At 67.5% G+C, this 23,323-nt stretch carries 19 protein-coding genes; 8 read left to right on the forward strand and 11 right to left on the reverse strand.

Annotated features, from left to right (window positions below; genetic code table 11):
• Window positions 1-172: 172 nt before the first annotated feature.
• Both FOE78_RS12960 and FOE78_RS12965 read left to right on the forward strand, forming a co-directional pair.
• Window positions 173-1,432 carry a YhjD/YihY/BrkB family envelope integrity protein gene (locus FOE78_RS12960; RefSeq protein WP_143986658.1) on the forward strand — a complete coding sequence of 420 codons (1,260 nt, stop codon included), beginning with the start codon at window positions 173-175 and terminating at the stop codon, window positions 1,430-1,432.
• 164 nt (window positions 1,433-1,596) lie between these two features.
• Window positions 1,597-2,589, forward strand: a complete 993-nt coding sequence (locus FOE78_RS12965) for an iron-siderophore ABC transporter substrate-binding protein (protein WP_143986659.1) — start codon at window positions 1,597-1,599, stop codon at window positions 2,587-2,589.
• Between the two features lie 36 nt (window positions 2,590-2,625).
• On the opposite strand, the gene FOE78_RS12970 is transcribed toward FOE78_RS12965, so the two are convergent.
• The 3 genes from FOE78_RS12970 to FOE78_RS12980 are packed head-to-tail and all read right to left on the reverse strand — an operon-like array spanning window position 2,626 to window position 5,930.
• Window positions 2,626-3,849 (reverse strand): pyrophosphate--fructose-6-phosphate 1-phosphotransferase, encoded by a 1,224-nt coding sequence (locus tag FOE78_RS12970; RefSeq protein WP_143986660.1) that lies wholly within the window; start codon window positions 3,847-3,849, stop codon window positions 2,626-2,628.
• Window positions 3,850-3,898: 49 nt separating this feature from the next.
• Window positions 3,899-4,354: a redox-sensitive transcriptional activator SoxR gene (gene soxR / locus FOE78_RS12975; protein ID WP_143986661.1), complete on the reverse strand. Its 456-nt coding sequence runs from the start codon at window positions 4,352-4,354 to the stop codon at window positions 3,899-3,901.
• 31 nt (window positions 4,355-4,385) lie between these two features.
• On the reverse strand, window positions 4,386-5,930 hold the full coding sequence (locus FOE78_RS12980) for a methionine--tRNA ligase (RefSeq protein ID WP_143986662.1): 1,545 nt from the start codon (window positions 5,928-5,930) through the stop codon (window positions 4,386-4,388).
• Window positions 5,931-6,121: 191 nt separating this feature from the next.
• On the opposite strand from FOE78_RS12980, the gene FOE78_RS12985 reads away from it, so the two are divergent.
• On the forward strand, window positions 6,122-6,883 hold the full coding sequence (locus tag FOE78_RS12985; protein WP_143986663.1) for an SDR family NAD(P)-dependent oxidoreductase: 762 nt from the start codon (window positions 6,122-6,124) through the stop codon (window positions 6,881-6,883).
• A 534-nt stretch (window positions 6,884-7,417) separates the two neighbouring features.
• Here the strand turns inward: FOE78_RS12985 and FOE78_RS12990 are convergent.
• Window positions 7,418-8,773, reverse strand: a complete 1,356-nt coding sequence (locus FOE78_RS12990; RefSeq protein ID WP_143986664.1) for an MFS transporter — start codon at window positions 8,771-8,773, stop codon at window positions 7,418-7,420.
• 106 nt (window positions 8,774-8,879) lie between these two features.
• Between FOE78_RS12990 and FOE78_RS12995 the strand changes: the two genes are divergently transcribed.
• Window positions 8,880-9,500, forward strand: coding sequence for an L-threonylcarbamoyladenylate synthase (locus FOE78_RS12995; RefSeq protein ID WP_143986665.1), 621 nt, complete (start codon window positions 8,880-8,882; stop codon window positions 9,498-9,500).
• Between the two features lie 17 nt (window positions 9,501-9,517).
• On the opposite strand, the gene cls is transcribed toward FOE78_RS12995, so the two are convergent.
• The 5 genes from cls to FOE78_RS13020 form a co-directional block, all read right to left on the reverse strand.
• The gene (gene cls / locus FOE78_RS13000) at window positions 9,518-10,972 is read right to left on the reverse strand and encodes a cardiolipin synthase (protein WP_168207505.1); all 1,455 of its coding nucleotides are present in this window, start codon (window positions 10,970-10,972) and stop codon (window positions 9,518-9,520) included.
• 94 nt (window positions 10,973-11,066) lie between these two features.
• The gene (locus tag FOE78_RS13005; RefSeq protein WP_143986666.1) at window positions 11,067-11,357 is read right to left on the reverse strand and encodes an SHOCT domain-containing protein; all 291 of its coding nucleotides are present in this window, start codon (window positions 11,355-11,357) and stop codon (window positions 11,067-11,069) included.
• A gap of 31 nt (window positions 11,358-11,388) precedes the next feature.
• Entirely contained in the window at window positions 11,389-11,829 is a 441-nt protein-coding gene (locus FOE78_RS13010) for a DUF6325 family protein (RefSeq protein ID WP_143986667.1), read from the reverse strand.
• A gap of 1 nt (window position 11,830) precedes the next feature.
• Window positions 11,831-13,345, reverse strand: a complete 1,515-nt coding sequence (locus tag FOE78_RS13015) for a leucyl aminopeptidase (protein WP_143986668.1) — start codon at window positions 13,343-13,345, stop codon at window positions 11,831-11,833.
• An 82-nt stretch (window positions 13,346-13,427) separates the two neighbouring features.
• Window positions 13,428-15,098: an AbgT family transporter gene (locus FOE78_RS13020; protein WP_143986669.1), complete on the reverse strand. Its 1,671-nt coding sequence runs from the start codon at window positions 15,096-15,098 to the stop codon at window positions 13,428-13,430.
• Window positions 15,099-15,288: 190 nt separating this feature from the next.
• Here FOE78_RS13020 and FOE78_RS13025 point away from each other — a divergent pair, with 190 nt between their 5' ends.
• Window positions 15,289-16,116, forward strand: a complete 828-nt coding sequence (locus tag FOE78_RS13025) for a YihY/virulence factor BrkB family protein (protein WP_143986670.1) — start codon at window positions 15,289-15,291, stop codon at window positions 16,114-16,116.
• Here the strand turns inward: FOE78_RS13025 and FOE78_RS13030 are convergent.
• Window positions 16,101-18,782, reverse strand: a complete 2,682-nt coding sequence (locus tag FOE78_RS13030) for a LuxR C-terminal-related transcriptional regulator (protein WP_143986671.1) — start codon at window positions 18,780-18,782, stop codon at window positions 16,101-16,103. The genes FOE78_RS13025 and FOE78_RS13030 overlap by 16 nt on opposite strands.
• 166 nt (window positions 18,783-18,948) lie before the next feature.
• Here FOE78_RS13030 and FOE78_RS13035 point away from each other — a divergent pair, with 166 nt between their 5' ends.
• The 3 genes from FOE78_RS13035 to FOE78_RS13045 all read left to right on the forward strand — a co-directional run bounded on the left by FOE78_RS13035 (window position 18,949) and on the right by FOE78_RS13045 (window position 22,686).
• Window positions 18,949-20,769 carry an SLC13 family permease gene (locus FOE78_RS13035; RefSeq protein WP_143986672.1) on the forward strand — a complete coding sequence of 607 codons (1,821 nt, stop codon included), beginning with the start codon at window positions 18,949-18,951 and terminating at the stop codon, window positions 20,767-20,769.
• Between the two features lie 144 nt (window positions 20,770-20,913).
• The gene (locus tag FOE78_RS13040) at window positions 20,914-22,050 is read left to right on the forward strand and encodes a S1C family serine protease (RefSeq protein ID WP_143986673.1); all 1,137 of its coding nucleotides are present in this window, start codon (window positions 20,914-20,916) and stop codon (window positions 22,048-22,050) included.
• Window positions 22,051-22,086: 36 nt separating this feature from the next.
• Entirely contained in the window at window positions 22,087-22,686 is a 600-nt protein-coding gene (locus FOE78_RS13045) for an HdeD family acid-resistance protein (RefSeq protein ID WP_143986674.1), read from the forward strand.
• A 46-nt stretch (window positions 22,687-22,732) separates the two neighbouring features.
• Here FOE78_RS13045 and FOE78_RS13050 read toward each other — a convergent pair whose 3' ends face one another.
• Window positions 22,733-23,287: a hypothetical protein gene (locus FOE78_RS13050; protein WP_143986675.1), complete on the reverse strand. Its 555-nt coding sequence runs from the start codon at window positions 23,285-23,287 to the stop codon at window positions 22,733-22,735.
• Between the last annotated feature and the right edge of the window lie 36 nt (window positions 23,288-23,323).

Genomic DNA, 23,323 nt, shown 5'->3' on the forward strand with positions numbered 1-23,323 from the left:
TACCACAGCCGCGCGCAAGATCGACTCGCGCACCCGGTATTCCGCGCGCGGCGGCAGGTTTCGCGCGCGGCTGTGGCGGCGGCGGCGTAGTGCCGGCGGTACATGAAAGGGTTAGCGGGTACCGACGTACACGCGGCGTAGCTGAAGATCGCTGATCCGAAGGAAGTCGATCATGTCCCAGCTGAAGGAACGGTTGACCAAGATCACCGAGCGGCCGATGGTCGCTCATCTGCTGCGAGCCAACAAACGGTTCGGGGAGCGTCTGGGCAACCAGTTCGGCGCCGCCATCACCTACTTCTCGGTGCTGGCGATCGTGCCGATCATCATGCTCGGCTTCTCCGCGCTCGGTTTCATCCTGGTGACGGCGGCGCCGCAACTGCTGGACGAGGTCCTGGGCCAGGTCAACAGCGCGCTCAGCGGCTTCGACAAGAGCACGCGGGAAAGCATCAACAACATGATCGAGACGGCGCTGCGCAACTACAAGGCCATCGGCATCGTCGGCGGGGTGTCGGCGCTCTACTCCGGCGCCGGCTGGATGGGCAATCTGAAGAACGCGGTACGGGCGCAATGGCGGGAGAGCTTCGACGTCCAGGTCAAGAAACAGAACTTCATCCTCAACGTGGTCAGCAACATCATCATCCTGATCGGGATGTTGATCTTGGTCGCGATCACCTTCGCGCTGGCGTCGGTGTCCACGTCGTTGAGCGACAACATCATCGGCTGGCTGGGGCTGGACTCGGTCGGCTGGCTTCACCCGGTGCTGCAGTTGGTACCGATCGTGATCTCGATCGGTGCCGGCTGGTTGATCTTCATGTTCCTCTACCTGGTGCTCCCGGAGACCCGGGAACCGTGGCACGCGGTACGACGTGGGGCGCTGATCGGGGCGATCGGGCTGGGCATCCTGCAGTATCTGACCAGCTTCCTGATCGGGAAGTTCACCGGCAACCCGGCCGCCGCGCTGTTCGGTCCGGTGATCGCGCTGATGCTGTTCCTGAATCTGTTCGCCCGGTTGATCTTGTTCGTCGCCGCCTGGATCGGCACCGCCGAACATCCGGCCGAGCCGGAGTACGCCACCGAGGAGGAGCAAGCCAACGCGTCGGCCGAGTCGCCGTCGCGTCCGGAGTCGGTGGACGACGAACGGGTTCCGGCAGGCGCACATGCCAACGGCTCCGGCCGGCCCGTCAGCGTCGGCGGCGTGAGTGTTGGCCACGGTGTGAGGAGCGCCCGCGGTGTGAACGGTGCGCAGGGAGCAGGAGGCTCTGAGGATTCGCGTGGCCCCTGGTCGAGCACGCCCGGCCTGATCCCGGAACAGCTCGCCGCCCGTTCGGTCCAGGCCGGCACCCGCGTCGGCTACCTGATCGGTGCGGCAACCGGGGTCGGCGCCGGATCGGCGCTGACCCGATTCCTGATGCGCCGCCGCGCACGCGGCTGATCGCAGCCGGCCCATACGCTTTTTCGCGGACCGGACCCGGGCCGTCGCCACGGATCGTCGCCCAGGTTTGCCGAACGGCGCTGTGCCGCCGCCCCCACGGACGCGCTCGGCAGGCGACATGGTTTGATTAGGCTCACCTAACTCATACCGGAGATTGAGAGTCGATGAGCACGTTCACCCGTCGTACGTTCGCCCTGCTCACCCTTGCTGCGGGATCCGCGGCCGTTGTCGGCTGTTCCTCCGGCGCCACCGCCGGCGGCTCGGCCGACGCTGCCGGCACACCCGCCGGAACCGGCTATCCGATGACGTTCGATCACGCGTTCGGTCGTACCGAGCTGACCGCGGTCCCGCGACGGGTGGTGGCGCTCGGCGTCAACGACGGCGATGCCCTGCTGGCGTTGGGATCCGTGCCGGTCGGGAACACCGGCTACACGTTCTACGCCGACGGCTTCGGCCCCTGGGCCAAGCCCTATCTCAAGGGCGCCGAGCTGACCTTGATCGAATCCGACTCCGAGCCGAAACTGGAGCAGATCGCCTCCCTGCGGCCCGACCTGATCAGCGCCCTGAACGCGGGCATCGACCAGGCGGCCTACGACAAGCTGGCCAAGATCGCCCCGACCCTGGCTCGACCGGCCGATGTCGCCACCTACGCCGTACCGAGCAGTCAGCAACTCGATCTGCTGGGCCGAGCGCTGGACAAGTCGTCCCGAGCCGCGGACCTGACCGCCGGACAACAGAAGTTGATCAAGGAAACAGTCGCGTCCCATCCTCGACTGAAGGGCAGAACCGGCGTGGTGATCTTGCCCTACGACGGACAGTACGCCGCCTACCTGCCGCGGGATCCGCGGGGCGCATTCCTTGCTGCGTTGGGCATCCAGCTGCCGAAGAAGGTCGCCGACCTGGACGACGGCAAATCCTTCTTCACGCCGATCTCGGCCGAACAGGTGCCCCTGCTGGACGGTGATCTGCTCGTCGTCATCGGCGCCGAGGACAAGAGCGAATTCACCAAGGCATCCAGCCTGTTCCGTCGGCTGAAGTCCAAGATCGTCTTCGCCGACACCGACCAGCGCGGTGCGATCAGCTACAACTCGGTCTTGTCCATCCCGTACGCGATCACGTCGCTGGTGCCCAAGATCGACAAGGCGATCGGCTCCTGATCACCTGGTCGGCAGAGCCGGATCCAGGAGCCAGGATCAGGCCGGCTGAGGTGCCGGTTGGCCGATCGCGGCAACCAGTTCGGTGAACCAGTCGGCGGTGATGTCGAACGGCTTCCCGCCACCGATCCTGGGAAATTCGATCGCCCGCAGCTGGTCGCCGTGCTCGACGTCCTGGCCGATCACCCCGGACTCGCCGCGCAACGCGCAGTCCACCGCGAGCTCGGTCATCTGCTTGATCAACTTCAGATCTTGATCATTTGCCGGCGCCGATCGGGAGAAGTAGCCGGACTTCTGCACCAGCACCTTCTGCGCGTCGAGCCGATCGGCGAATTGATCACCGAACCAGGCGCCCGGATTGATCTTGTCCAACTTGACGTGACCGAACGGATCCCGGGGGACCTCACCGCCGGATTGCTGCAGTTGTTCGACGATCGCATCGATCCCGGCGCCCTCGGAGATGAACAGGTTCACCGAACCGATCTCGTCCATCACCGTCTTCAGTCGGGCCGCCTCGGCATCAAGATCGAGTGCGGCCTCCGGCACGTAGACGCCGTGGATATCCCAGGCACGAGGGTCGAGGCCGATCGCCGGCAGCCAGCGCTGCTGCTGATGCCAACGCCGGTACGCCGCCGCAGTGGCCGCGGTCAGCCAGCCGCAGTTACGCCCCATCACCTCGTGCACGATCAACATCCGCGAGCCGGAGTTGTGCTCGGCGATGATGTTCTGCGCGTACCGCGCGCCCTGGTCGGCCGCGGTCCAGGCGCCCAGCGACTGCTTGATCGGCACGATGTCGTTGTCGATCGTCTTCGGCAGACCGACCACGGTGAGATCGTGGCCGTGCTCGGCGAGGTAGCCGGCCAGGTCTGCGGCGGTGGTGTTGGTGTCGTCGCCGCCGATAGTGTGCAACACGTCCACCCCGTCGGCGCTGAGTCGTTCCGCCGCGGCCTGAAGCGGATCGACGCCCTCGGCGACCAGACCTCGTTCGACCAGGTCGGCAGCGTTGGTGAGCTTGACCCGCGAATTGCCGATCGGGGACCCGCCGAAGTGATCCAGCAATCCGGCGTCGGCTCGTACCTCGTCGGTGATAGTGATCGAATCCCCGCTGAGCAGGCCCTGGTAGCCGTACCGATAGGCGATGATCTCCAGTTCGGGCGCCAGCGCTGTGTAGCGTTCGATCAGACCGCCGATTGCCGCCGACAGACAGGGCGCGAACCCGCCCGCCGTGAGCAGCGCGACCTTGGAGACTGACTTCTCGGGCACGTGGACATCCTTCCTCGGGGCCAGCGGATGCTCAGACCTTAGTGCCGGTTCACTCGCCGGCTGCCGCCGGTTCCAGATAGCGCGCGCCGGTGCCGGTCCGGCCGGCCTCGTCGTCGGGATTCTGCAGCGCGCACCGGCTCAGGCTGAGGCAACCGCAGCCGATGCAACTGTCCAGCTTGTCCCGCAGCGCCTCCAGTCGCTGGATCTGCTCGTCGATCCGCGGCCGCCAGTTCTGCGACAACTGAGCCCAGTCCGTACGGGTCGGGGTCCGGCCCTCGGGCAGCGTCGCCAGCGCCGCGCTGATCTCCTCCAGGGAGAGCCCGACGCGTTGTGCGGTCCGGATGAACGCCAGCCGGCGCAGGGTGGACCGACGGAACCGCCGCTGATTTCCCGCCGTGCGCTCACTGTTGATCAGCCCGTGTGTCTCGTAGAAGCGGATCGCCGACGGCGCCACACCCGATCGGGCGGAGATGTCGCCGATGGTGAGGAAGTCGGTGGTCTGCATGGGCCGAGCCTAGCCCGACCTCAAGTTTGGTTTAACTAACGTCCGGATGCCGGAGCCGCTCGAACGCCGGTACGGGTTGGCCGAGCCCGGCGCCGCGGCCCAGGGCGTCAGCCAGCCGCTGCGCCCCGTCGGGCACGAAGGGGCGCAACTCTGCGGCGAGTTGCCGGCAGAGGTGGATCAGCGGCGGCAGTACGGGGTTCAGTGCAGCCAGCGCCTCCGCGTCACCGTCGGCCGCGGCAGACAGGTGTTGCCAGGGACGTGTCGACTCGACGGCGATGTTGGCCGCGGTGGCCGTGGCGGTGATTGCTCGGGCGGCCCGCCGAAGATCGAAGTCCGCCAAGGCAGCATCGATCTGTGTCGGCAGCCCTTCCGCGGCGCGGACTGCGGTGATCAACTCGTGCGGTCGCGTCTGACAAGGAACCACTGTGGCAGCCGGTTCGGACAGCTGGGGCAGCCGTTCTCCGTAGGCGCGCCGAGCCAGCGTCACGCACCGGTTGATCAGATTGCCGATCGTGTTGACCAGATCCTCGCTGTAGCGATCGGCCAGCCGTTGCTCGGTGAAGTCGGTGTCACCGACCCGATTGACATCGCTGACGAACCACCAGCGCAGCGCGTCCCGGCCGTAGCGGTCCAGCAGTTCCTCGGGGCTGCTGAGACCGGCTGCCGGCGCCGACTTGGAGATCTTCCGTCCGCCGGCCTGCAGGTATTCGTGGACCGCGATCCGGGTCGGCAGCGGCTCGCCGGCACTGAGCAGGGTGGCCAGCCAGAACACCGCATGAAAGCGGATGATTCCCTTGCCGACAAGGTGAATCCGCGCTTCGGCATCGGCCCAGCGGTCTCGATAGGAATCGGCGTCGGTGCCGTAGCCGGGTGCGCTGATGTAGTTGCACAACGCGTCCCACCAGACGTAGATGGTCTGCTCCGGATCGCCGGGGACGGGGATGCCCCAGCCGTCCGAACGACCGCTCGGTCTGGAGACGCTGTAATCGTTCAGACCGGCCCGGACGAAGGCGAGCACCTCGGCCCGGCGATGCGCCGGCTGGATCTCGACCTGGCCGGAGCTGATCAGCTGTTCGAGTTGATCTTGGTAGCGGGACAGCGCGAAGAACCAGTTCTGCTCGGTCACCTCGTCGGGCACGGTGTCATGCTCCGGACAGCGTCCGGCCGCGAGTTCTGCGGGTTGGTAGAACTGTTCGCAGCCGAGGCAGTAGAGCCCGGTGTAGGTGCGTCGATAGAGATCGTGACCGACTCCGTGCCACAGTTTCTCGACCGCCGCGCGGTGCCGCGGATCGGTGCCCGTGTGCAGGACGTCGTCGTACCCGACGCCGAGTCGGTCGGCGAGCCGGACGAACACCTCGCCCGTCCTGGCAACGAACTCGGCCACCGGCACTCCGGCTGCTGCCGCTGCCGCGACGTTCTTGGCGGCGTTATCGTCGGTCCCGGTGAGCAGATAGGTGGCACGCCCCCGGGATCGTTGGTGCCGAGCCAGTACGTCGGCCTGGACGAACTCCAGCGCATGCCCGAGATGAGGTCGGGCGTTGACGTAGGGGGTGGAGGTGCTGATGAAGATGGTCATGATCGGCTCCTGACGGCTGAATGCACCCGCTGGAGCCGCCATCCGGATCCCTCGGTGTGCAAGGGAAAACGGATGTCTGCGTGATCGATCGCCCGGTTGCCCTCAACCGGTCCGCATGACGGTGATCACGACGTTCATGACGACATCCTGCGCTGCCCCCGGGACGGTGTCGAATCAATTACGCTGCGGCCATGCGATTCGACGATCAGGTCGTCTTCATCACCGGCGCGGGCAACGGGATCGGCGCCGCCACCGCACGCCGCGTCCACGGCGAGGGCGGCATCGTGGCGATCGCCGACCATGATCATTCCGCTGCCGAACGGCTGGCCCGCGAGCTCGGCGTACGAGCGCTGGCACTGAACTGCGACGTCACCGACCGGGCCTCGGTCGATGCGGCGATCGATACGGTGCGCAGCCGCCACGGCCGGCTCGATCAGTTGATCCTGGTCGCCGGCGGATCGGCTCCGATGCCCGGTTTCGCCGAGCAGGAAGATCAACTCTGGCAGCAGCTGATCGACCTGAATCTGGTCGGGGTGATGCGCTGCATCCGTGCCGCGCTGCCGCTGTTGCAGCAGAGTCCGCGGGCAGCCGTGGTTGCGGTCTCGTCGGTGAACGGGCTGGCGGCGTTCGGCGAGGAGTCCTACGGTGCCGCCAAGGCCGGATTGTCCAACCTGGTCAGGAATCTGGCCGTACGCCACGGGCCGGACAAGATCACCTTCAACGTCGTCGCACCTGGCACCGTACGGACTCGGGTCTGGGACCACCAGCCCGGATCACTGCAACGGCTGCGGCAGTTCTATCCGCTCGGCCGAGTCGGCGAACCGGAGGACATCGCCGCCGCAGTCTGCTTCCTGGCCTCCGATGACGCCCGCTGGATCACCGGCGTCACCCTCCCGGTCGACGGTGGCGCGCTGGCCGGGCCACTGCAGTGGTTCGACCGCGCCTTCTCCTGACCCTGCATCGCTGCTGCCGGTCGGGCTTCGCCACCACGCTCCCGCGCACCCACGGTTCTCCCGCGGAGGTCCGACAGTCGAGCTTGCACGGCAGCGCCGAAGGTGCGCGGGAGTAGGAATCAGGGGGGGCCGGGGTCGCTGTGGCCGGTCGTTTTCCAGCCGGGGTTGAGTTTTCGCGGGGCTTGGGTGGGTGTGGCCGGTCGTTTCCCAGCCACAGCTGAGTTCGAGCGGATTGGGACGCTCTGACCGTGCGCTTCTCGACCAGGGACGAGTTCCGGCCGCGGTTGACCTGGCCGCCGGCGTTCACCGGGCCCGCGGCGGTGACAGTGCGAGGCACTATCACGCGCATGCCGCGGATCGGGGTCGAGGGATGCTTCCCGCGCACCCGCGGTGCTCCCGCGTACGTTCGAACCTGCGCGGCAGCGCCGAAGGTGCGCGGGAAGCGTCCCCGGCGTCAGGAAGGTACGCGGGAGCATCCCAGGTGCGCGGGAAGCACCCCCGGGCGCGAAACTCCCACGCGGCGAGGGGCCGGAGTCAGGAGGCGACCTGGTCGAGGCGTTCGTCCTTGGTTTCCGGCAGTCGGGTCACGCACAGCAGGGAGATGACGGCGATGATCGAGATCATCACGCCGATCGCCCAGCTGCCGGTCCAATCCTGGAGCCGGATCGCCAGCAGCGGCGGCAACGCACCACCGAGTACGCCGCCGAGGCTGTAGGAGAGGGCGGCCCCGCTGTAGCGATAGCGGGTGGCGAAGAGTTCCGGCAGATACGCGCCCATGGTGCCGAAGCTCAACCCCATCAGCAGCAGACAGCCGGCCAACGCGACCCACATCAGCAGGTAGGACTTGGTGTCCATCAACGGGAAGATGACCAGACCCCAGGCGATCGAGATCGAACAGGCGATCAGCAGCACCCGCTTGCGGCCGATCCGGTCGGCCAGGTTGGCGCTGATCACCGTACCGACGCCGAGCATCAGCACCGCCAGCATCACCACGATCAACATCGGCGTCTGCCCGACCCCGAGGATCTTGGTGGCGTAGCTGAGGCAGTAGGCGGTCGAGGTGTAGAACAGCGCGTACTGGATCATCATCACGCCGGCGCCGAGCAGCAGCTGCTTCCACTGCCGCTGCAGCAACTCCTTGAACGGCGTACGCGACAACCGGTCCCGCTCCATCGCCTGCTGGAAGACCGGCGTCTCGGCGATGGTCATCCGCACCCACAATCCGACCAGCACCAGCAGGAAGCTGATCAAGAACGGGATCCGCCAACCGAACGTGGCAAAGGAATCCGGTGCCGCGATCCTGGCCAGCAGGAACGACGCGTTCGCCAGGATGAAGCCGATGGTCGGGCCGAGCTGGGGGAACATGCCCCAGCGCGCTCGTCGGCCGGCCGGTGCGTGCTCGGTGGCGAGCAGTGCCGCGCCACCCCATTCGCCGCCCAGGCCGATGCCCTGGATGACCCGCAGCACGACCAGCAGGATCGGAGCCAGCACACCGATCTTGTGGTAGCCGGGCAGCACCCCGACCAGGGCGGTACTGAGACCCATCATCAACAGCGAGATGATCAAGATCGACTTGCGGCCGATCCGGTCGCCGAAGTGACCGAAGATCGCGGCGCCGAGCGGGCGGGCGACGAAGGCAACCGCGTACGTGGAGAAGGCAGCCAGTGTGCCGGCAACCGGGCTGAGCTCGGGGAAGAACGCCTCGTTGAGGACCAGTGCGGCCGCCAGCCCGTAGGCGTAGAAGTCGAAGAACTCGATGGTGGTGCCGATGAAACTGGCCGCCGCCACCTTGGCCATCGACTCCGTCGACGCCGATGAATCCGCTGACTCCGCCGACTCCGCTGACGCCGCGGTGGCCGGGGCCCGCCGGCTGCTCTCCTGGGATTGCATGCGGCGAACCGTATCGGTGAGCTAAGCAACTGAGCAATTCACGTTTCACAGGACGGACAGCCGAGCCGTGGCCCGGCGAGCACGGCCGAACCGGTAGGGTCTGGGAATGGCGAGATACTTCGACGTACACCCGCAGAATCCGCAGCGTCGGACCATCACTCAGGTGGTCGAGTTGATCAAGGACGACGGTCTGATCGCCTATCCCACCGACTCCTGTTATGCGCTGGGTTGTCAGCTGGGCAACAAGGACGGGCTCGATCGGATCCGCGACATCCGCAAGCTCGACGACAAGCACCACTTCACCCTGGTCTGCCGCGACTTCGCCCAACTGGGGCAGTTCGTCCAGATCGACAACTCGATCTTCCGCAGCATCAAGGCGGCGACGCCGGGCAGCTACACGTTCATCCTGCCGGCCACCAAGGAGGTGCCGCGGCGAATGCTGCACCCGAAGAAGAAGACCGTCGGTGCCCGCATCCCGGACCATCCGGTGGTTCAGGCGCTGCTGGCCGAACTGGGGGAGCCGCTGCTGACCTCGACCCTGCTGCTGCCCGGCTCCGAGGAGCCGATGACCGAGGGCTGGGCGATCAAGGAGGCTCTCGATCATCAGGTCGACGCGGTGATCGACTCCGGGGACTGCGGTCCGGAGCCGACCACGGTGATCGACTTCCGCTCACCGCAACCCGAGGTCGTACGACGCGGCGCCGGCGATCCGTCGCTCTTCGAGTAGGCCAATAGGGTACGACGTCACATCAGGGCGGAGGTCAACCGCATCACGTTGTCCAGCGCCTTCTGCCGACGCGGCCGGCGAAGCCACTCGCCGAGGGTGAGCTGCCGGCTCTTGGAACGGTAGTCGTCCTCCACCATCCGCAGCTCCGAGACCAGCTCGCGGCCGGACATCATCACCATCAACTCCATGTGCAGACTGAGCGAACGGATGTCCATGTTGCTGGTGCCGATCATCGCCACATCGTCGTCCACGCTGAGATGTTTGGCGTGCAGCACGGTCGGCGCGCGGTAGAGAAAGATCTTCACCCCGGCCCGTAGCAGCTCCTCGTAGTAGGAGCGTTGCGCGTGATAGACCATGAATTGATCACTGATCTCGGACACGAACAGCTCCACGTCCAAGCCCCGTGACCCGGCGGTCACCATCGCCTTCTGGATGGTCTCGTCGGGTACGTAGTACGGGCTGGTGACGCTGACCCGGTGGCGCGCGTTCTGGATCGTGGCGGCAAACAACTTCAGGTTGTTGTCGTTGTCGAAGCTCGGACCGCTGGGCAGGATCTGCGCGTCCAGCCGGCGCGGCTGGGTGGCCGGCAGCGGCGGATAGTCCAACGGCAGCAGCTGATCCGTCTCGCTGTACCAGTCGGTGACGAAGACCGCATCCAGCTCCCGTACCACCGGACCTTCCAGTCGCATCATCAACTCGTGCCAGTGCAGGCCCTGCCGGATCGCCTTCTTCTTGTGATAGTGATCGGCGATCAGGTTCATCGAACCGGTGTGCCCGACCCGGCCGTCGATCACCACCAGCTTGCGATGATTGCGCAGATCCATCCGCCGCCGCGGATCGGTGATCGGCTTGATCGGCAGCATCGGCCGCAGCTCGGCACCCATGTCCTTCAACGCCTGTTCGGTTTTCCTCCGATTCGGATACATGATCAACGACAGGTGGTCCGCCAGCACCCGCACCGCCACGCCGCGCTCGCGAGCCCGGGCGAGAGCGTCGAAGAACGGTGCCGTGGTGTCGTCGTACACCAGGATGAAGAACTCGACGTGGACGTAATGTTCGGCGGCGTCGATGTCGTCGGCCATCTTCTTGATCATGGCGTCGTAGTCGGTGATCAACTCGGCCTGGTTGCTCGGCAGCATCGGCAGCGCACCGAGGTTGCGGTTCAGCGTCACCATGGTGGGCAACCAGTCCGGCCAGGACGAGCTGCGACCGGCATGATCAAGATCATCCTCGGAGCGTTCCAGCAGTCGTTCGGTGACGAACCGCTGCTTGTCGCGCCGGCTGCGGGTCAGCTTGGCGGTTCCGATCAACAGGTACAAGATCACCCCGAGCAGGGGCAGGAAGATCACGACCAGCAGCCAGGCGATGGCCGACGACGGCTTCCGGTTGGCCGAGACGGAGAAGGCGGCGATCAAGATCACGATCACGTGAGCGGCCAGCAGCACGATGCCCCAGGCGTCGAAGCTGCTCATCGGCCCCTGCAGCTGTTCGTCATCGCGTCCCTCATTCCGGTTGCCGGACACCCCGGCGTCCGGTCGGCTGCTCGAGCCGTCCGAGCGTAGCCGGTCAGCCGCCCGCGCCGGCGAGCAGCCTGACCTTCTGGATCTCGAACTCGTAATCGGTCAGCACGCCGGTGTCGCGGAGCTCGCCGAATGTCTTGAGCTGGGCCAGCAACTGGTCGGTGGACGGGGGAGGAGCGATCGGAGCGGGCGGATGGGCTGCCGGATCGGACGGCTGCCCGGCCGGTACGGCGGCCGCCTGATCGGCTGCCGCCCATCGCCGCTGCTGACGGCGTTGAACGCGTCCGTGCACCGAACTGGCCACGGCCACCTTGGCGGCGGTCTTGAGAAGTCCCATCGAATCGTCCTTCCGCGATGTCGGTGCCCGGTCAGGTCTCGCGGTCGAGGACCTCGACCAGGTCGTCGACGTCGACCGCCCCGGTGGACAGCAGGGTGGCACCGGACGCCTGCCACGCGGCCAGCGCCGGGTGCAGACCGAGATCCTCGTAGATCAACACGGCGGCCAGCGACTCCGGTGGCAGCTGGTCGGCCACCTCGGCCAGGTCCTCGACGTCGAGCAGTCGGGAGGAGGCGCCCGCGAATTCGGCGATCACGTCACCGAGCAGGCTCAACTCCTCGGCCGGCACCAGCCGGTACGAGCCGGTAGCGGGCTTGGACACGAACTCCAGGTCGAGAATCCGGATCCGGTGCTGCTGCACCAGTTCCAGCAGCGCCCGGAAGCCTGCCAGCGAGGCGTCCGCATCGGACAACCGGACGGCGACGAAGCCGAGCAGTCCCAGCTGGTCGTCGGCGTCGGCGGGCGCGGTCATCTCAGGCGTCTTGCCCGGCGGGCGAACGGAAGTTCAACGCCAGCTCGACCAGCAGCCGAGCGCCGAAGCCGGTCGGCCCCTTCGTACGCCAACTGGAAGGACGGTCCGCCTGGGCCGTGCCGGCGATGTCGAGGTGGGCCCAGGGCCGGTCGCCGACGAACTCCTCCAGGAAGAGGGCGGCGGTGATGCCGCCCGCGTTCGGCCCGCCCATGTTGGTCAGATCGGCGATCGGGGAGTCCAGTTCGCCGCGGTAGCGCCGGGCCAACGGGAACTGCCACACCTGCTCGTCGGTGTCCTCGGCCGCCGCCTTCACCTGCTCGATCAGCTGCTGGCTGTTGCCCATCAGCCCCGCGATCTCGACCCCGAGCGCCCGCATCGTGGCCCCGGTCAGGGTGGCGATGTCGACGATCGCGTCGGTCGGTTCCTCGGTGGCCAACACCAGCGCGTCCGCCATCACCAGCCGGCCCTCGGCATCGGTGTTCAGCACCTCGACGGTCTTGCCGCCGCGCAGGGTGATCACGTCGCCGAGCTTGAGCGCCGAACCCGACGGCATGTTGTCGGTGCACATCAGATACCCGGTGACCGCGGTCGGGCAGTCCAGCTCGGCCAGCGTGGACATTGCCGCGAGGATGGCGCCGGCCCCGCTCATGTCGTTCTTCATCGTGGCGTGCACCGCGTCGCTCGGCTTCAGCGAGATGCCGCCGGAGTCGTACATGATGCCCTTGCCGACAAGGGTGAGCCGACCGCCCTCGCCGGTGCCCGGGTAGCTGAGCTTGATCATCCGCGGCTCGTCTCGGCTGCCCCGATTGACCCCGAGCAGGCCACCGCAACCCATTTCCTGCAGGGTCTGGCGATCGAACACCTCCACCGTCAGCCCGGAGTCGGCGCCGATCTGCTCCGCCGCCTCGGCCATCCGCTCTGCGGTGAGCAGGCTCGGCGGGCAGGTAGCCAGGTCGCGGCTGAGTGCCGCCGCACCGGCCAGAATCGCACCGCGATCGGCGCCGGACCGGACGTCGGCAAGCCGATCCTGATCCGTCAACACGGTGAACGAGGTCAGCGGCAGTGGCCCGGCCACCCGATCGGACCGAAGATCGAATCGGTACCGGGCCAACAACGCACCCTCGACGACGGCCTGCGCCGCGGCGGCGGCACCGACGGTCCCGGTGTCCGGCTGGGCGAGTGCGAGGTCGGTGTGCTCCGGGACGGACCGGGCGAAGGCCGCCGCGGCGTCGCGAAGGTCGGCCGTGGTGAGTTGATCCCGGGGGCCGGCGCCGACGGCGACCAGCGACCCGCCGGCCGAGCGGGCGACGGTGAAAGTCTGGCCGACGCGGCCGGTGAACCCGACACCCTCCAGTGCGTCGGAGTCCAGTCCAAGATCATCGGGGACCGCGCCATCGGTGAAGACCAACAAGCCGATCGCCGCTGCGGGGCACTCTGTCGGTGCAGTCGCCTCGACCTGGATCCGACACGGGCCCCGGCGAGAAGGCGTCACGTCGATCGGTGTCGCGCTGGTCATGATCAACTCCTGTCGTTGCGGTACGGCGGACCGGATGGGGACGTGTCATCGAGCGGGCGGGCCCGGACGCCGTCGGTTGGACTCAGTGCAGATGGACGGGCGCTCCCGGCCCGAGCGGGATGCCGAGCAGATACCACACCACGAAGAAGATCGTCCAGGTGACCAGCACGATGCCGGTGTACGGCAGCATCATCGAGACCACCGTGCCCATGCCGGCCTTCTTCTGGTAGCGCTGACAGGTCAGCACGATGAACGGCAGATAGACCATCAGCGGAGTGATCACGTTCATCGGACCGTCACCGACCCGGTAGGCGGCGACGACGGTCTGCGGGGCGATGCCCAGCCGGTAGAACAGCGGGATGAAGATCGGCGCCAGGATCGCCCACTTCGGAATCACTCCGGGCATGATCAGGTCGACGACCAGCACCAACAGGATGAAACCGATCAGCAACAGCAGCGGGCCGACGTGGGCCTGCTCGAGCAGGTCGGCCAGCCCGACCGCCGCGATTCGCGCGATGTTGGAGTAGTTGAAGTAGGCGATGAACTGGGCGATGATCAACATCAGGAAGATGAGCGAGCCGAGTCCGGCGTACGTCTTCTCGATCGCACCGATCACCTTGGTCGATCCGATCAGCGACTTCGCGCCGCGGCCGTACCCCAGTCCGGCGGCCAGGAACAAGATCGAGATGATGAACAGCAGGCTGCTCATCAGCGGCGACGTACCGAAGATCTCTCCGGTTTCGTGGTTGCGCAGCGGCGCGCCCGGGAACACCGTGAGCAGCACGACGATGGCCACCGCGACCAGCAGGTAGATCACGGAGAACCGCAGTCCGCGGGACTCCAGCGCCTCCTGCTCGGGAGTCAGCCGCTCGTCGACCGCGGCCTCCTCGCCGGCCTCGCTGGGATCGAGCTTTCCCAGCCGGGGTTCGAGAAGCCGTTCGGTGACGATGGTCATCACGATCGCGCAGAAGATCGTCGAGCCGATCGAGAAGAAGAAGTTGTGGGTGACGTTGAGCTCGAGATTCGGGTTGACCAGGCCGATCATCTCGTTGGTCACCTCGGTGATGATGCCGTCCGCCGGAGTGATCAGGATGTTGACGAAGAAGGCCGCGCTGACGCCGGCGTACGCGGCCGCGATGCCGGCCAACGGATGTCTACCCAACGAGGCGAAAGCCGCCGCACCCAACGGAATCAGCACCAGATAGCCGGCGTCGGAGGCGACGCTGGAGATGCCGCCGAGCAACACGATGATGAACGTGATCATGGATCTGGGCGCGACCTTGACCATCTTGCGGATCAACGCGGCGATCAGCCCGGACTGTTCGGCAACGCCGACACCGAGCATCGCGACCAAGATCACCGCGACCACGCCGAAGTCGTTGAAGTTGTCCACCGCGCTGGTGAAGATGAAGGCGATGCCCTTGGCGGTCAGCAGACTCTCGGCGGTGATCTTCTCGGTGTGCACCTCGTACGCGCCCGGTTGCTTGTCACCGGTCAGCGGATACTCGATCGACGGATAGGTGCTGCCGCCGGACTCGGTCACCTCGCCCTGCACGGTCTGCGGTTCGCTGACCTCGGTGGTCACACTGGCGCCGGTCAGATAGAGGACGTGTGAGGCGATGATCACCAGCACACACAAGGCCAGGAAGATCAACGCCGGGTGCGGAACCTTGTTGCCGACCCGCTCGATCGTGTCCAGCACCCGCTGCATCCCGCCCCGTTTGCCGGGGTCGACCTCCTCGACGGTGCTCATCGCGATCCTCCGACCGGGTTCGGTCCCGCGGTGATCACTCGGCGGCGGGAGGCCGTCCCCCAGGGACGGCTGACTGGGGACGTCATAGGGCTGAACGTATTCATCCGGGCCGTTCTGCCTCTACGGCTGTGACCAACAATCACCCGCTACGGGTGGGTGAGAGATCAGCCGCAGGCTTTGCACTGGTCGCATGCGCGCGACGGGGGCGAAGTTGATCACCGCCTTCCGGATGTTCAACGCCGACCAGTGCCCGCTGTTGGCGGCGGGGATCGCCTTCTACACCTTCCTGGCACTGTTCCCGGCACTGATCGCGTTGGAATTCCTGTACGGGTTGGTGGCCGACCCGGCGACCCTGGTCAGCCAGATCGAGACGATCACCAGCACGCTGCCCGGCGTGGCCCGCAAGCTGATCGCCGAGCAGTTGGCGGTGATGGCGAGCAGCCCGCGGCCGGTGCTCGGGATTGGCTTCGTGATCGCGGTGCTGACCGAACTGTGGAGCGTCAGCGGCGTGGTCGGCAATCTGTTCGGCGCGGTCAACACCGCCTACCGGGTGCCGGACGATCGCGGCTGGGTCCGCCGCAAGCTGCTCGCGTTGGCAGCGGCCGTGGTCTCGATCCTGTTCATGGCGGTGGTCGTGGTCATGGTCGTCCTGGCACCGCAGCTGATCGCCATCGTCGGCGGGCCGGCCGTCCTCGGCTGGGTCCTGGAGGGGCTGCGGTGGCTGATCCTGGTGTCGTTGACGGTCGTCGGTGTCCGGCTGGTGTACCGGTTCGGGCCGCACCGACGCGCGACCCGGCCGCGGCTGATCTCGGCCGGCGCGGTGGTGGCAACCCTGATCTGGTTCGCCGCCTCGGCGGGCTTCGCGATCTACGTCGACCTGTTCGGGTCGCACGCCGAGACGTACGGTGCGCTGGCGGGCGTCGCCGTACTGCTGTTGTGGCTGTGGCTGGCCGGCTACGCCATCCTGCTCGGCGCCGAGATCAACTCCACCTTCGACGCGGATCAGAGCAGCCCCTGACTCCGTCCGGCCTGGATCGCCTCCCGCCGCGAACCCACGCCGAGCTTGCCGTAGATGGAGCGGACATGGGTCTTGACGGTGTTCAGCGAGACCGTCAGGTCACCGGCGATCTCCTCCAGCGATCGCATGCTCTGCAGCCGGTTCAGCACCTGCCGTTCGCGTTCGGTCAGGGAGACGGTGACCTCGTCGGTGGTCTGCCGCCGTGCCAACACCGTACGGGCGGTCTGTTCGTTCGCGCCCCAGCTGCCCAACTGCTCGGCCAGCAACGCGAGCACCACGGCCGGCGCTCGGAGGAGGGGCCGCAGCGCCGCCGACCGGGTTGCCTCGTCGAGGGCGGCGGCCAGCCCGTCGATCGCCCGTTCACGCTCGCCGCAACGCAGCCTGATCCAGGTCTCCAACACCCAGCCGTCGACGAGCGCGGACAGCATCAGCGGCTGTGCGCTGCCGTTCAGCAACGGGCCGAGGTCGGCTCGCGCCGAGGTGAATCGGCTGATCTTCGCCGAGCTGCGGGCCCGGAGCAGGCGCAGGTCGGGCACCGGACCGAGCGCCTCCTCGGCCCAGGCGATCACCTCGCGAGCCCGGCCGGTGTGGTTCAACTGGAGCGCGGCGTCGTGCTCGATCATCGCGTGCGCTGCGATCAGGGCCGGCGGGGCGTGTTCGGTGCCCAGCCCGGATCGCAACGCGGCAAGACGTTCCAGGGCCCGGGCACGGTTGCCCAGGTCGTGATCGGCGGTGGCGGACAGCAGCCGGATCCAGCCGGTCACCGGGTGCGGAGTGGCCGGGCCGCCGGCCGCTCCCGCTTGCGGCCGCAGCCGGGCGAGCAGTTCCTGACAACGGTCCGGCTGCCCGCCCGCCAGAGCCGCCTGCGCCCGGAACACATGCATCAGTACGTCGTCGGCGGTGCCCCGCCAGAGTTTGGGATCGGCCGCCGAGCCGACCCGATCCGACAGCGTCGCCACCGAGGCCAGGTCGCCGCCCTGCGCGGAGGCGATGGCGAGCAGGGCCAGCCCGCGGGCGGTGAGGTAGCCGTTTCCCACGCCGCGGCCGAGTGCCACCACGGTCTCGGCCAGCTCGCGGCAACGGTCTGCGGCACCTTCGGCCGCGGCAACCGTCGCCCGGGCCAGCACATTCAGGGCTTCGGCGTCCGGGTCGGCCGGGTCGGCCGAGGCGGCCCGCGACGCTGCGACGAGCCGCGGCGACAACGGATGATCGATCGCCACCCGATGTTCGCCGGCCAGCACCAGCCGTCCGTTCACCAACTGCCACAGGTCGGCGAGCGTCGGATCGGGGCGGTCGGGCCAGCCGGCCGCCGCTGCCTCGACCGAGTGTCGGGCGGAATCGGCTCGAGCGACGTCGAGCTGAGCCGCGGCCAGCAGCAGAGCCGATCGCGGGTCGGTCCGGAACAGCTGCGTGAACGCGCCCGCGGCCGACCGGAGCAGGGCATGCTGACCGCTCAGCAGCAGCCGGATCCCGTGGCGTTCGACCAGCGCCGCGACCAGCGCCGGATCTCCGCCGGCGATCGCGTGGCGGAGTGCGTCGTCCGGCTGGTCCTGCTGCTCGAACCAGCCGGCGGCGTCGGCATGCAGTTCGGACTCGAGGTCGGGGTGCAGCCGGCGCAGGTCCATCAGCAGATGGGCGCGCAGCAGCGGATGCACCTGGAACCAGCGCCGGCCGCCGCCGTGGCTGGTGACCAGCGAGTTGGTGGACTCCAGTTCGGCCAGCACCTCGCCCGCGTCGGGCAGATCGGTCAGGCAGCCGGCCAGGCCGGCGGTGATCCGGGTGCAGACAGCGGTGCGGTCCAACAGCCGGCGGGCCCGCGGCGACAGCCCGGAAAGCACCTCGCCGACCAGGTAGTCGGAGATGGTCTTCGTGCTGCCGATCAGGTCGGTGAGCACCGCGGCCGGTTCGGATCGACGCATCGCCAGCACTGCCAGCCGCAGCCCGGCCGCCCAGCCGCCGGTCTGCTCGATCAGCAGCCGGACCTGATCGTCGGTCAGGTTCAGGCCGCTGTGGGCGAGGAGGAGCTCGGTCTCCGGTCGGGTGAAGGCGAGGTCGGGGCCGCGCAGCGCGAGCAGCCGGTCGTCCAGCCGCAGCGGGCCGAACCGGAGTGCCGGATCGATCCGTCCGGAGAGCACCAGCCGGATCTGCGGGCCGGCGTAGGTGATCAGGTCGTCCAGCCCTTGCAGCGGTGCCGGGTCGGTGAGTTCACCGATGTCGTCCAGGATCAGCGTCACCGGCGTCGTGTCGGCCGCCTGCGGGCTCTGCTCGCCGGCGATCGATTCCGCGATGGCGGTCACGTACGTGACGTCGAGACTGCGACTCGGCGCCACGCCGCTGCGCGGCAGTGGTACGGCAGTCGGCACCGGGGCGCAGCTCCGCAACGCGCTCACCACCGCCGACCAGAATCGTTGCTCGTCGTTGTCGGCACGATCAACCTTCACCCAGGCAGTCGGGCCGGTACGCGACCCGGCCCACTCGGCCAGCAGTTGGGTCTTGCCGGATCCCGCCGGCGCGCTGAGCAGGACGACCGTGTCCTCGCCGGCCCCGTTCAGTCCGGCCAGCAACCGTTCCCGAGGAACCTGCGCCGCCGGCAGCTGCGGCGGCGTGATCTTGACGGCCGGGGGTGGCGACAGCCGGCCGCCGGCCGATCCGTCCGCGCGGCTCATCGGTTCACGTCCCTTCCGGTGATCATCGGCACGCCCCACGACCGGCTCAAATTCGGCTCAAGCGCTCAAGACTTCGATCAAGATAGTGCAAATTCGCGATGCCGAGCACGACTTCCCACCCGTGGCGGGCGACGCAGCCGCTGGCACCGTCCCGCAGATTTGGCCGGTGGACATCGTGATCACGCTGACGATTCTCGGGCTGTCCGTCGTCGTCTTCGTCTGGAACCGGCTGCCGGTGGAGATGGTGGCGTTGCTGACCAGCCTGGCGCTGCTGGCCACCGGCATGATCGGATTCGACGACGTCTTCGAGGGTTTCGCGAGCCCGACGATCGCCTTGATCGCGGCCCTGTTCGTGGTCGCGGAGGGGATCGACGCGGCCGGCATCACCACCTGGCTGGGCAGTCTGCTGGTCCGGTTGGCGGGCACCAGCAGGGCCCGACTGTTGATCTTGATCATGTCCGCGGTGGCGCTGCTGACGGCGTTGATCAGCGTGAACGGCGCGGTGGCCGCGCTGCTGCCGATGATCGTCGTGTTGTGCGTGCGATTGGGTCGGATGCCGTCGAAGGTGTTGCTGCCGATGGTGTTCGCGGCCCATGCCGGATCCTTGCTGGTGTTGACCGGTTCGCCGGTGAACATCCTGATCGCCCAGGCTGCGCACGACTCCGGCGGCGAGATCGGCTTCTTCGAGTTCGGCCTGGTCGGGGTGCCGATCTTCGTCGGTACGGTGCTGGTCGCGCTGCTGCTGGGCGAGAAGTTGTTGCCGGAGCGGCGCGGCGAGACGCCGCGGGATCTGTCCGCGCACTCGCGAGTGCTGAAGGAGCACTATCTTGCCGATCAGCGACTCGCCCGGGTACGGATCCTGGCCGGCTCGCCGTTGATCGGTCGTACCCCGTGGCTCGGGCTGGCGGCCGATGAGTTGATGCCGGAACCGGCGGCCGTGCACGTGCTGAGTCCGCAGACCGGGCGGGGCCGGCCACTGACCGGGCGGGACCTGATCGCCGGTGATCAACTCGTGGTCCGCGGCCGGGATGCCGAGCTGCTCGACTTCTGCGAGCGGCTGGGGCTGGAGATCGACAGCACCAACAGCGAGTTGTTGCTCAAGAACGGCTTGATCAACAAGGAGTTCGGGGTGGCCGAGGTGCTGATCCCGCCGCGATCGTCGTTGGTCGGCACGTCGGTCTATCCCGGCATGGTGACCGAGAGCGAACAACTCGTCGTGCTGGCGCATCAACGGGTCGGCGAACGACTGGGCGAGCAGCCGACGACGATCATGCCGGGGGACAGCCTGCTGTTGCAGGGTCGCTGGGATGCGTTGGACGAGCACACTGCCGGCGACGACGTGATCCTGGTCGACTCGCCGGATGCGATCCGCCGCCAGGCTGTGCCGCTGGGCCCGCGGGCCAAGCCGGCGGTGATCATCCTGGTGCTGATGGTTGCCTCGCTCACCGTCGATCTGATCCCCGCCGCGATCAGCTGTGTGCTGGCGGCGATCGCGATGGTGCTCTTCCGGGTGGTCACGCCCAAGCAGGCCCATCGTTCGATGCAGTGGCAGACGTTGATCTTGGTCGCGGCGATGTTCCCGATGTCCACTGCGATCACCGACACCGGCGTCGCGCACCTGCTGGCACACGGCATCGTGGATCTGGTCGGCGGCAGCAGCCCGTACCTGTATCTGCTCGGTTTGTCCTTGGTGACAGTGATTCTCGGCCAGTTGATCAGCAACACCGCGACCGCGTTGATCTTGATCCCGATCGGGATCTCGGTGGCCGCCCAGGCGCACATCTCGCCGCTGACCGTGTTGATGGCGATCAGTACGGTCTCCTCGGCCGCGTTGCTCACGCCGGTGGCCACGGCGTCGAACACGATGGTGATGCAGCCGGCCGGCTACCGCTTCGGCGACTACTGGAAATTCGGCGGCGCGGTGATGGTGATCTATCTGGCCGTGGCGGTGCTGCTGGTGCCGGTCTTCTGGCCGTTCGGTGGATGACGGTCGGCCGGCAAAGCTCACCAGCAACGGGTGAACCGATCGCGCTGCCTGCTGGCCAGGCTGACGCCATGACGGCAGAATGGCGGTTCCGAGGCTTGGGGCAACGGGGATCGTGAATTCCGACGACGTGGTGTGAGGACTCCGATGGCTGACGCGCAAGGCATTCCTTCCCAACCCGCGCCGGACGGCGATTCCGGCCGGCCGGACACCACGACCGCCGGCCGCAGGTCGTGGCCGGGCTGGCGTTGGGTCGTGGTCGGGGTGGTGGCGCTGGCGCTGGTTGCGGCGGGCGGCGTGATCGGCGGGCTGGTGGCGTTGCGGCTACGGCCCGCCTTCGGCACCGGCTGCTCTGTCGAGCAGACCGCCGAGCAGGTGCTGCCGACCGTGGTGACGCTGGCCGTGCAGGGGCCCTCCGGCGGCAGCAACGGCAGCGGCCAGGTGATCGACAACAACGGCAACGTGCTGACCAATGATCATGTGATCAGTCCGGCCGGTTCGTCCGGCACCATCGACGTCATCTTCAACGACGGACGTACGGTCCGGGCCACCGTCGTCGGCCGGGCACCGGAGTTGGACCTGGCTGTGGTGCATATCCAGCCGGAGCGGTCGACACCGGTGATCAACATCGGCTCGTCGGAGGACCTGCGGGTCGGCGAGCAGGTGATCGCCCTGGGGGCGCCGCTCGGCCTGTCCAACACGGTCACCACCGGGATCGTCAGCGCCATCGGGCGCGATGTCCCGGTGCCGGCCGACAACGGCGGCCAGGCCGTGATCGCCGGCGCCATCCAGACCGATGCCGCCATCAACCCAGGCAACTCGGGAGGCGCGCTGGTGGACTGTTCCGGTGACCTGGTCGGTGTCAACACCGCGATCGCCACCGTGCCCAACGCGTCCGGTGAAGCGGGCGGCGGCAACGTCGGAATCGGCTTCGCCATCCCGGTCGACCTGGCCATGCAGGTCGCCGATCAGTTGATCGCCAAGGGCAGCTTCACCCCGGTCTACTTCGGGGCCGAGACCTCGCCGATCAGTCCCGAGGCCGCTGACCGGCTCGGTCTCGACGGCGGTCTGGTGGTGCTGGACGTGTCCTCGGGCGGGCCCGCCGCTCAAGCCGGCCTGAAGCGTGGCGACGTGATCACTGCGGTGGACGGCAAGCCGACCCGGTCCGCCGACAGCATCTGGTTGATCACGTTGACGAAGAAGGCGGGGGATCGGGTCCGGGTTCAGTACACCCGGGGGACCGAGCAGAAGACGGCGACCGTGACCCTGGCCGACCAACCGTAGGCAGCGACCTGTAGGCAGCGAGAAGAGGAATCGAAGATGGCAGAGCAAGGTTCGGCGATCCAGAGCGCTGCCGGGTTCGCCCGGCGGTTGGGCTGGTTCGGCGTCGTACTCGGCGTGTGTTTGATCATCCTCGGGTTGATCGTCCTGATCAGGCCCGGCGCATCGCTGCTGTTGCTGGCCATCCTCGTCGGCATCCAGTTGATGTTCCTCGGCGTCGTACGGGTGATCTCGGCGCTGACCAGCAAGACTGTCTCCACCGTCTGGCGGGTGCTGGTGATCATCGCCGGCGTCCTGACCGCGATCGTCGGCATCATCTGCCTGCTGCGACCGGAGAAATCCCTGTCCCTGTTGGCGATCTTGGTCGGCATCGGCTGGCTGATCGACGGCGTGGCGACGATCGTGTCGGCCTTTCTCGCCCCGCGGAAGCGCCGGGCCCGGGTGAGTCAGGTGATCTTCGGCCTGTGCAGTCTGATCGCCGGCATCATCGTGATCGTGTGGCCGGAGAAGAGTCTGGTCGTGATGACCCAGCTGGTCGGCGTGATCTTGATCGTGCTCGGCGTTCTGGCCATCTCAGTGGCCCTGCCGCAGGTGCGGGCCAAGGACGAGCCGGCCGCCGGAACCCCTGCCCGGCCGTGACATCGCCGGCCACAGACCGGGGTTGTGGCCTCAGGGTGGCGTCTGATCACAGTGAACGGGCAAACGTGTCGACCCGGTGAGCCAGCGCGGTGATGGCGACCATCGTCCGATCCAGGTCGCCGGGGATCTGCAGTGAGTGGTCGGCATCCTCGATCTGCAGGGTCTGGGCCCCGGTCCGGTTGGCGATCGTCCTGTCCCAGTAGGGATCGGCGGTACCGCCGACCAACAGGTGCTCCGGGCCGAGTTGCTCGGCCAGCCGCCCGACCCGCGGCTCCTTGAGGACCGGTGTCAGCCAGATCCCGGGCAGGGTTGACTCGACCGCGACCGGCATCGCCAGCGTGCCGAGTGACTTGCCGATGATCAGGATCTGTGCCGTCGGATGATCGGTACGGAGCCGGTTGATCAACTCCGAGGCGATCTCCGGCACCTGTCCCGGGGTCATGTCGTCCGGCCAGGCGACCAGCTGGCAGGTCCAGCCGAGATAATCCAGGGCGGTGCCCGGATACCACAGCACCGGTCCGGCGACGGTGTAACCGCCGCCCGGCAGCAGGATCGCCTGTCGATCGGGCGCGCCGTCGACAACCTGTACGGAGAAACTCATCGAAGTCACCTCGCGGCCAGGCTAGCGGCGGGACTC

The sequence above is a fragment of the Microlunatus elymi genome, from assembly GCF_007362775.1.
Lineage (GTDB): Bacteria > Actinomycetota > Actinomycetes > Propionibacteriales > Propionibacteriaceae > Microlunatus > Microlunatus elymi.

Bases quoted from the DNA above. Each gene is read 5' to 3' on its own strand.
- FOE78_RS12960 (WP_143986658.1), top strand. From the start codon at position 173: ATGTCCCAGCTGAAGGAACGGTTGACCAAGATCACCGAGCGGCCGATG.
- FOE78_RS12965 (WP_143986659.1), top strand. From the start codon at position 1,597: ATGAGCACGTTCACCCGTCGTACGTTCGCCCTGCTCACCCTTGCTGCG.
- soxR (WP_143986661.1), bottom strand. From the start codon at position 4,354: ATGCAGACCACCGACTTCCTCACCATCGGCGACATCTCCGCCCGATCG.
- FOE78_RS12980 (WP_143986662.1), bottom strand. From the start codon at position 5,930: ATGACCATCTTCATCAGCACCTCCACCCCCTACGTCAACGCCCGACCT.
- FOE78_RS12985 (WP_143986663.1), top strand. From the start codon at position 6,122: ATGCGATTCGACGATCAGGTCGTCTTCATCACCGGCGCGGGCAACGGG.
- FOE78_RS12990 (WP_143986664.1), bottom strand. From the start codon at position 8,773: ATGCAATCCCAGGAGAGCAGCCGGCGGGCCCCGGCCACCGCGGCGTCA.
- FOE78_RS12995 (WP_143986665.1), top strand. From the start codon at position 8,880: ATGGCGAGATACTTCGACGTACACCCGCAGAATCCGCAGCGTCGGACC.
- cls (WP_168207505.1), bottom strand. From the start codon at position 10,972: ATGAGCAGCTTCGACGCCTGGGGCATCGTGCTGCTGGCCGCTCACGTG.
- FOE78_RS13005 (WP_143986666.1), bottom strand. From the start codon at position 11,357: ATGGGACTTCTCAAGACCGCCGCCAAGGTGGCCGTGGCCAGTTCGGTG.
- FOE78_RS13010 (WP_143986667.1), bottom strand. From the start codon at position 11,829: ATGACCGCGCCCGCCGACGCCGACGACCAGCTGGGACTGCTCGGCTTC.
- FOE78_RS13015 (WP_143986668.1), bottom strand. From the start codon at position 13,345: ATGACCAGCGCGACACCGATCGACGTGACGCCTTCTCGCCGGGGCCCG.
- FOE78_RS13020 (WP_143986669.1), bottom strand. From the start codon at position 15,098: ATGAGCACCGTCGAGGAGGTCGACCCCGGCAAACGGGGCGGGATGCAG.
- FOE78_RS13025 (WP_143986670.1), top strand. From the start codon at position 15,289: ATGCGCGCGACGGGGGCGAAGTTGATCACCGCCTTCCGGATGTTCAAC.
- FOE78_RS13030 (WP_143986671.1), bottom strand. From the start codon at position 18,782: ATGAGCCGCGCGGACGGATCGGCCGGCGGCCGGCTGTCGCCACCCCCG.
- FOE78_RS13040 (WP_143986673.1), top strand. From the start codon at position 20,914: ATGGCTGACGCGCAAGGCATTCCTTCCCAACCCGCGCCGGACGGCGAT.
- FOE78_RS13045 (WP_143986674.1), top strand. From the start codon at position 22,087: ATGGCAGAGCAAGGTTCGGCGATCCAGAGCGCTGCCGGGTTCGCCCGG.
- FOE78_RS13050 (WP_143986675.1), bottom strand. From the start codon at position 23,287: ATGAGTTTCTCCGTACAGGTTGTCGACGGCGCGCCCGATCGACAGGCG.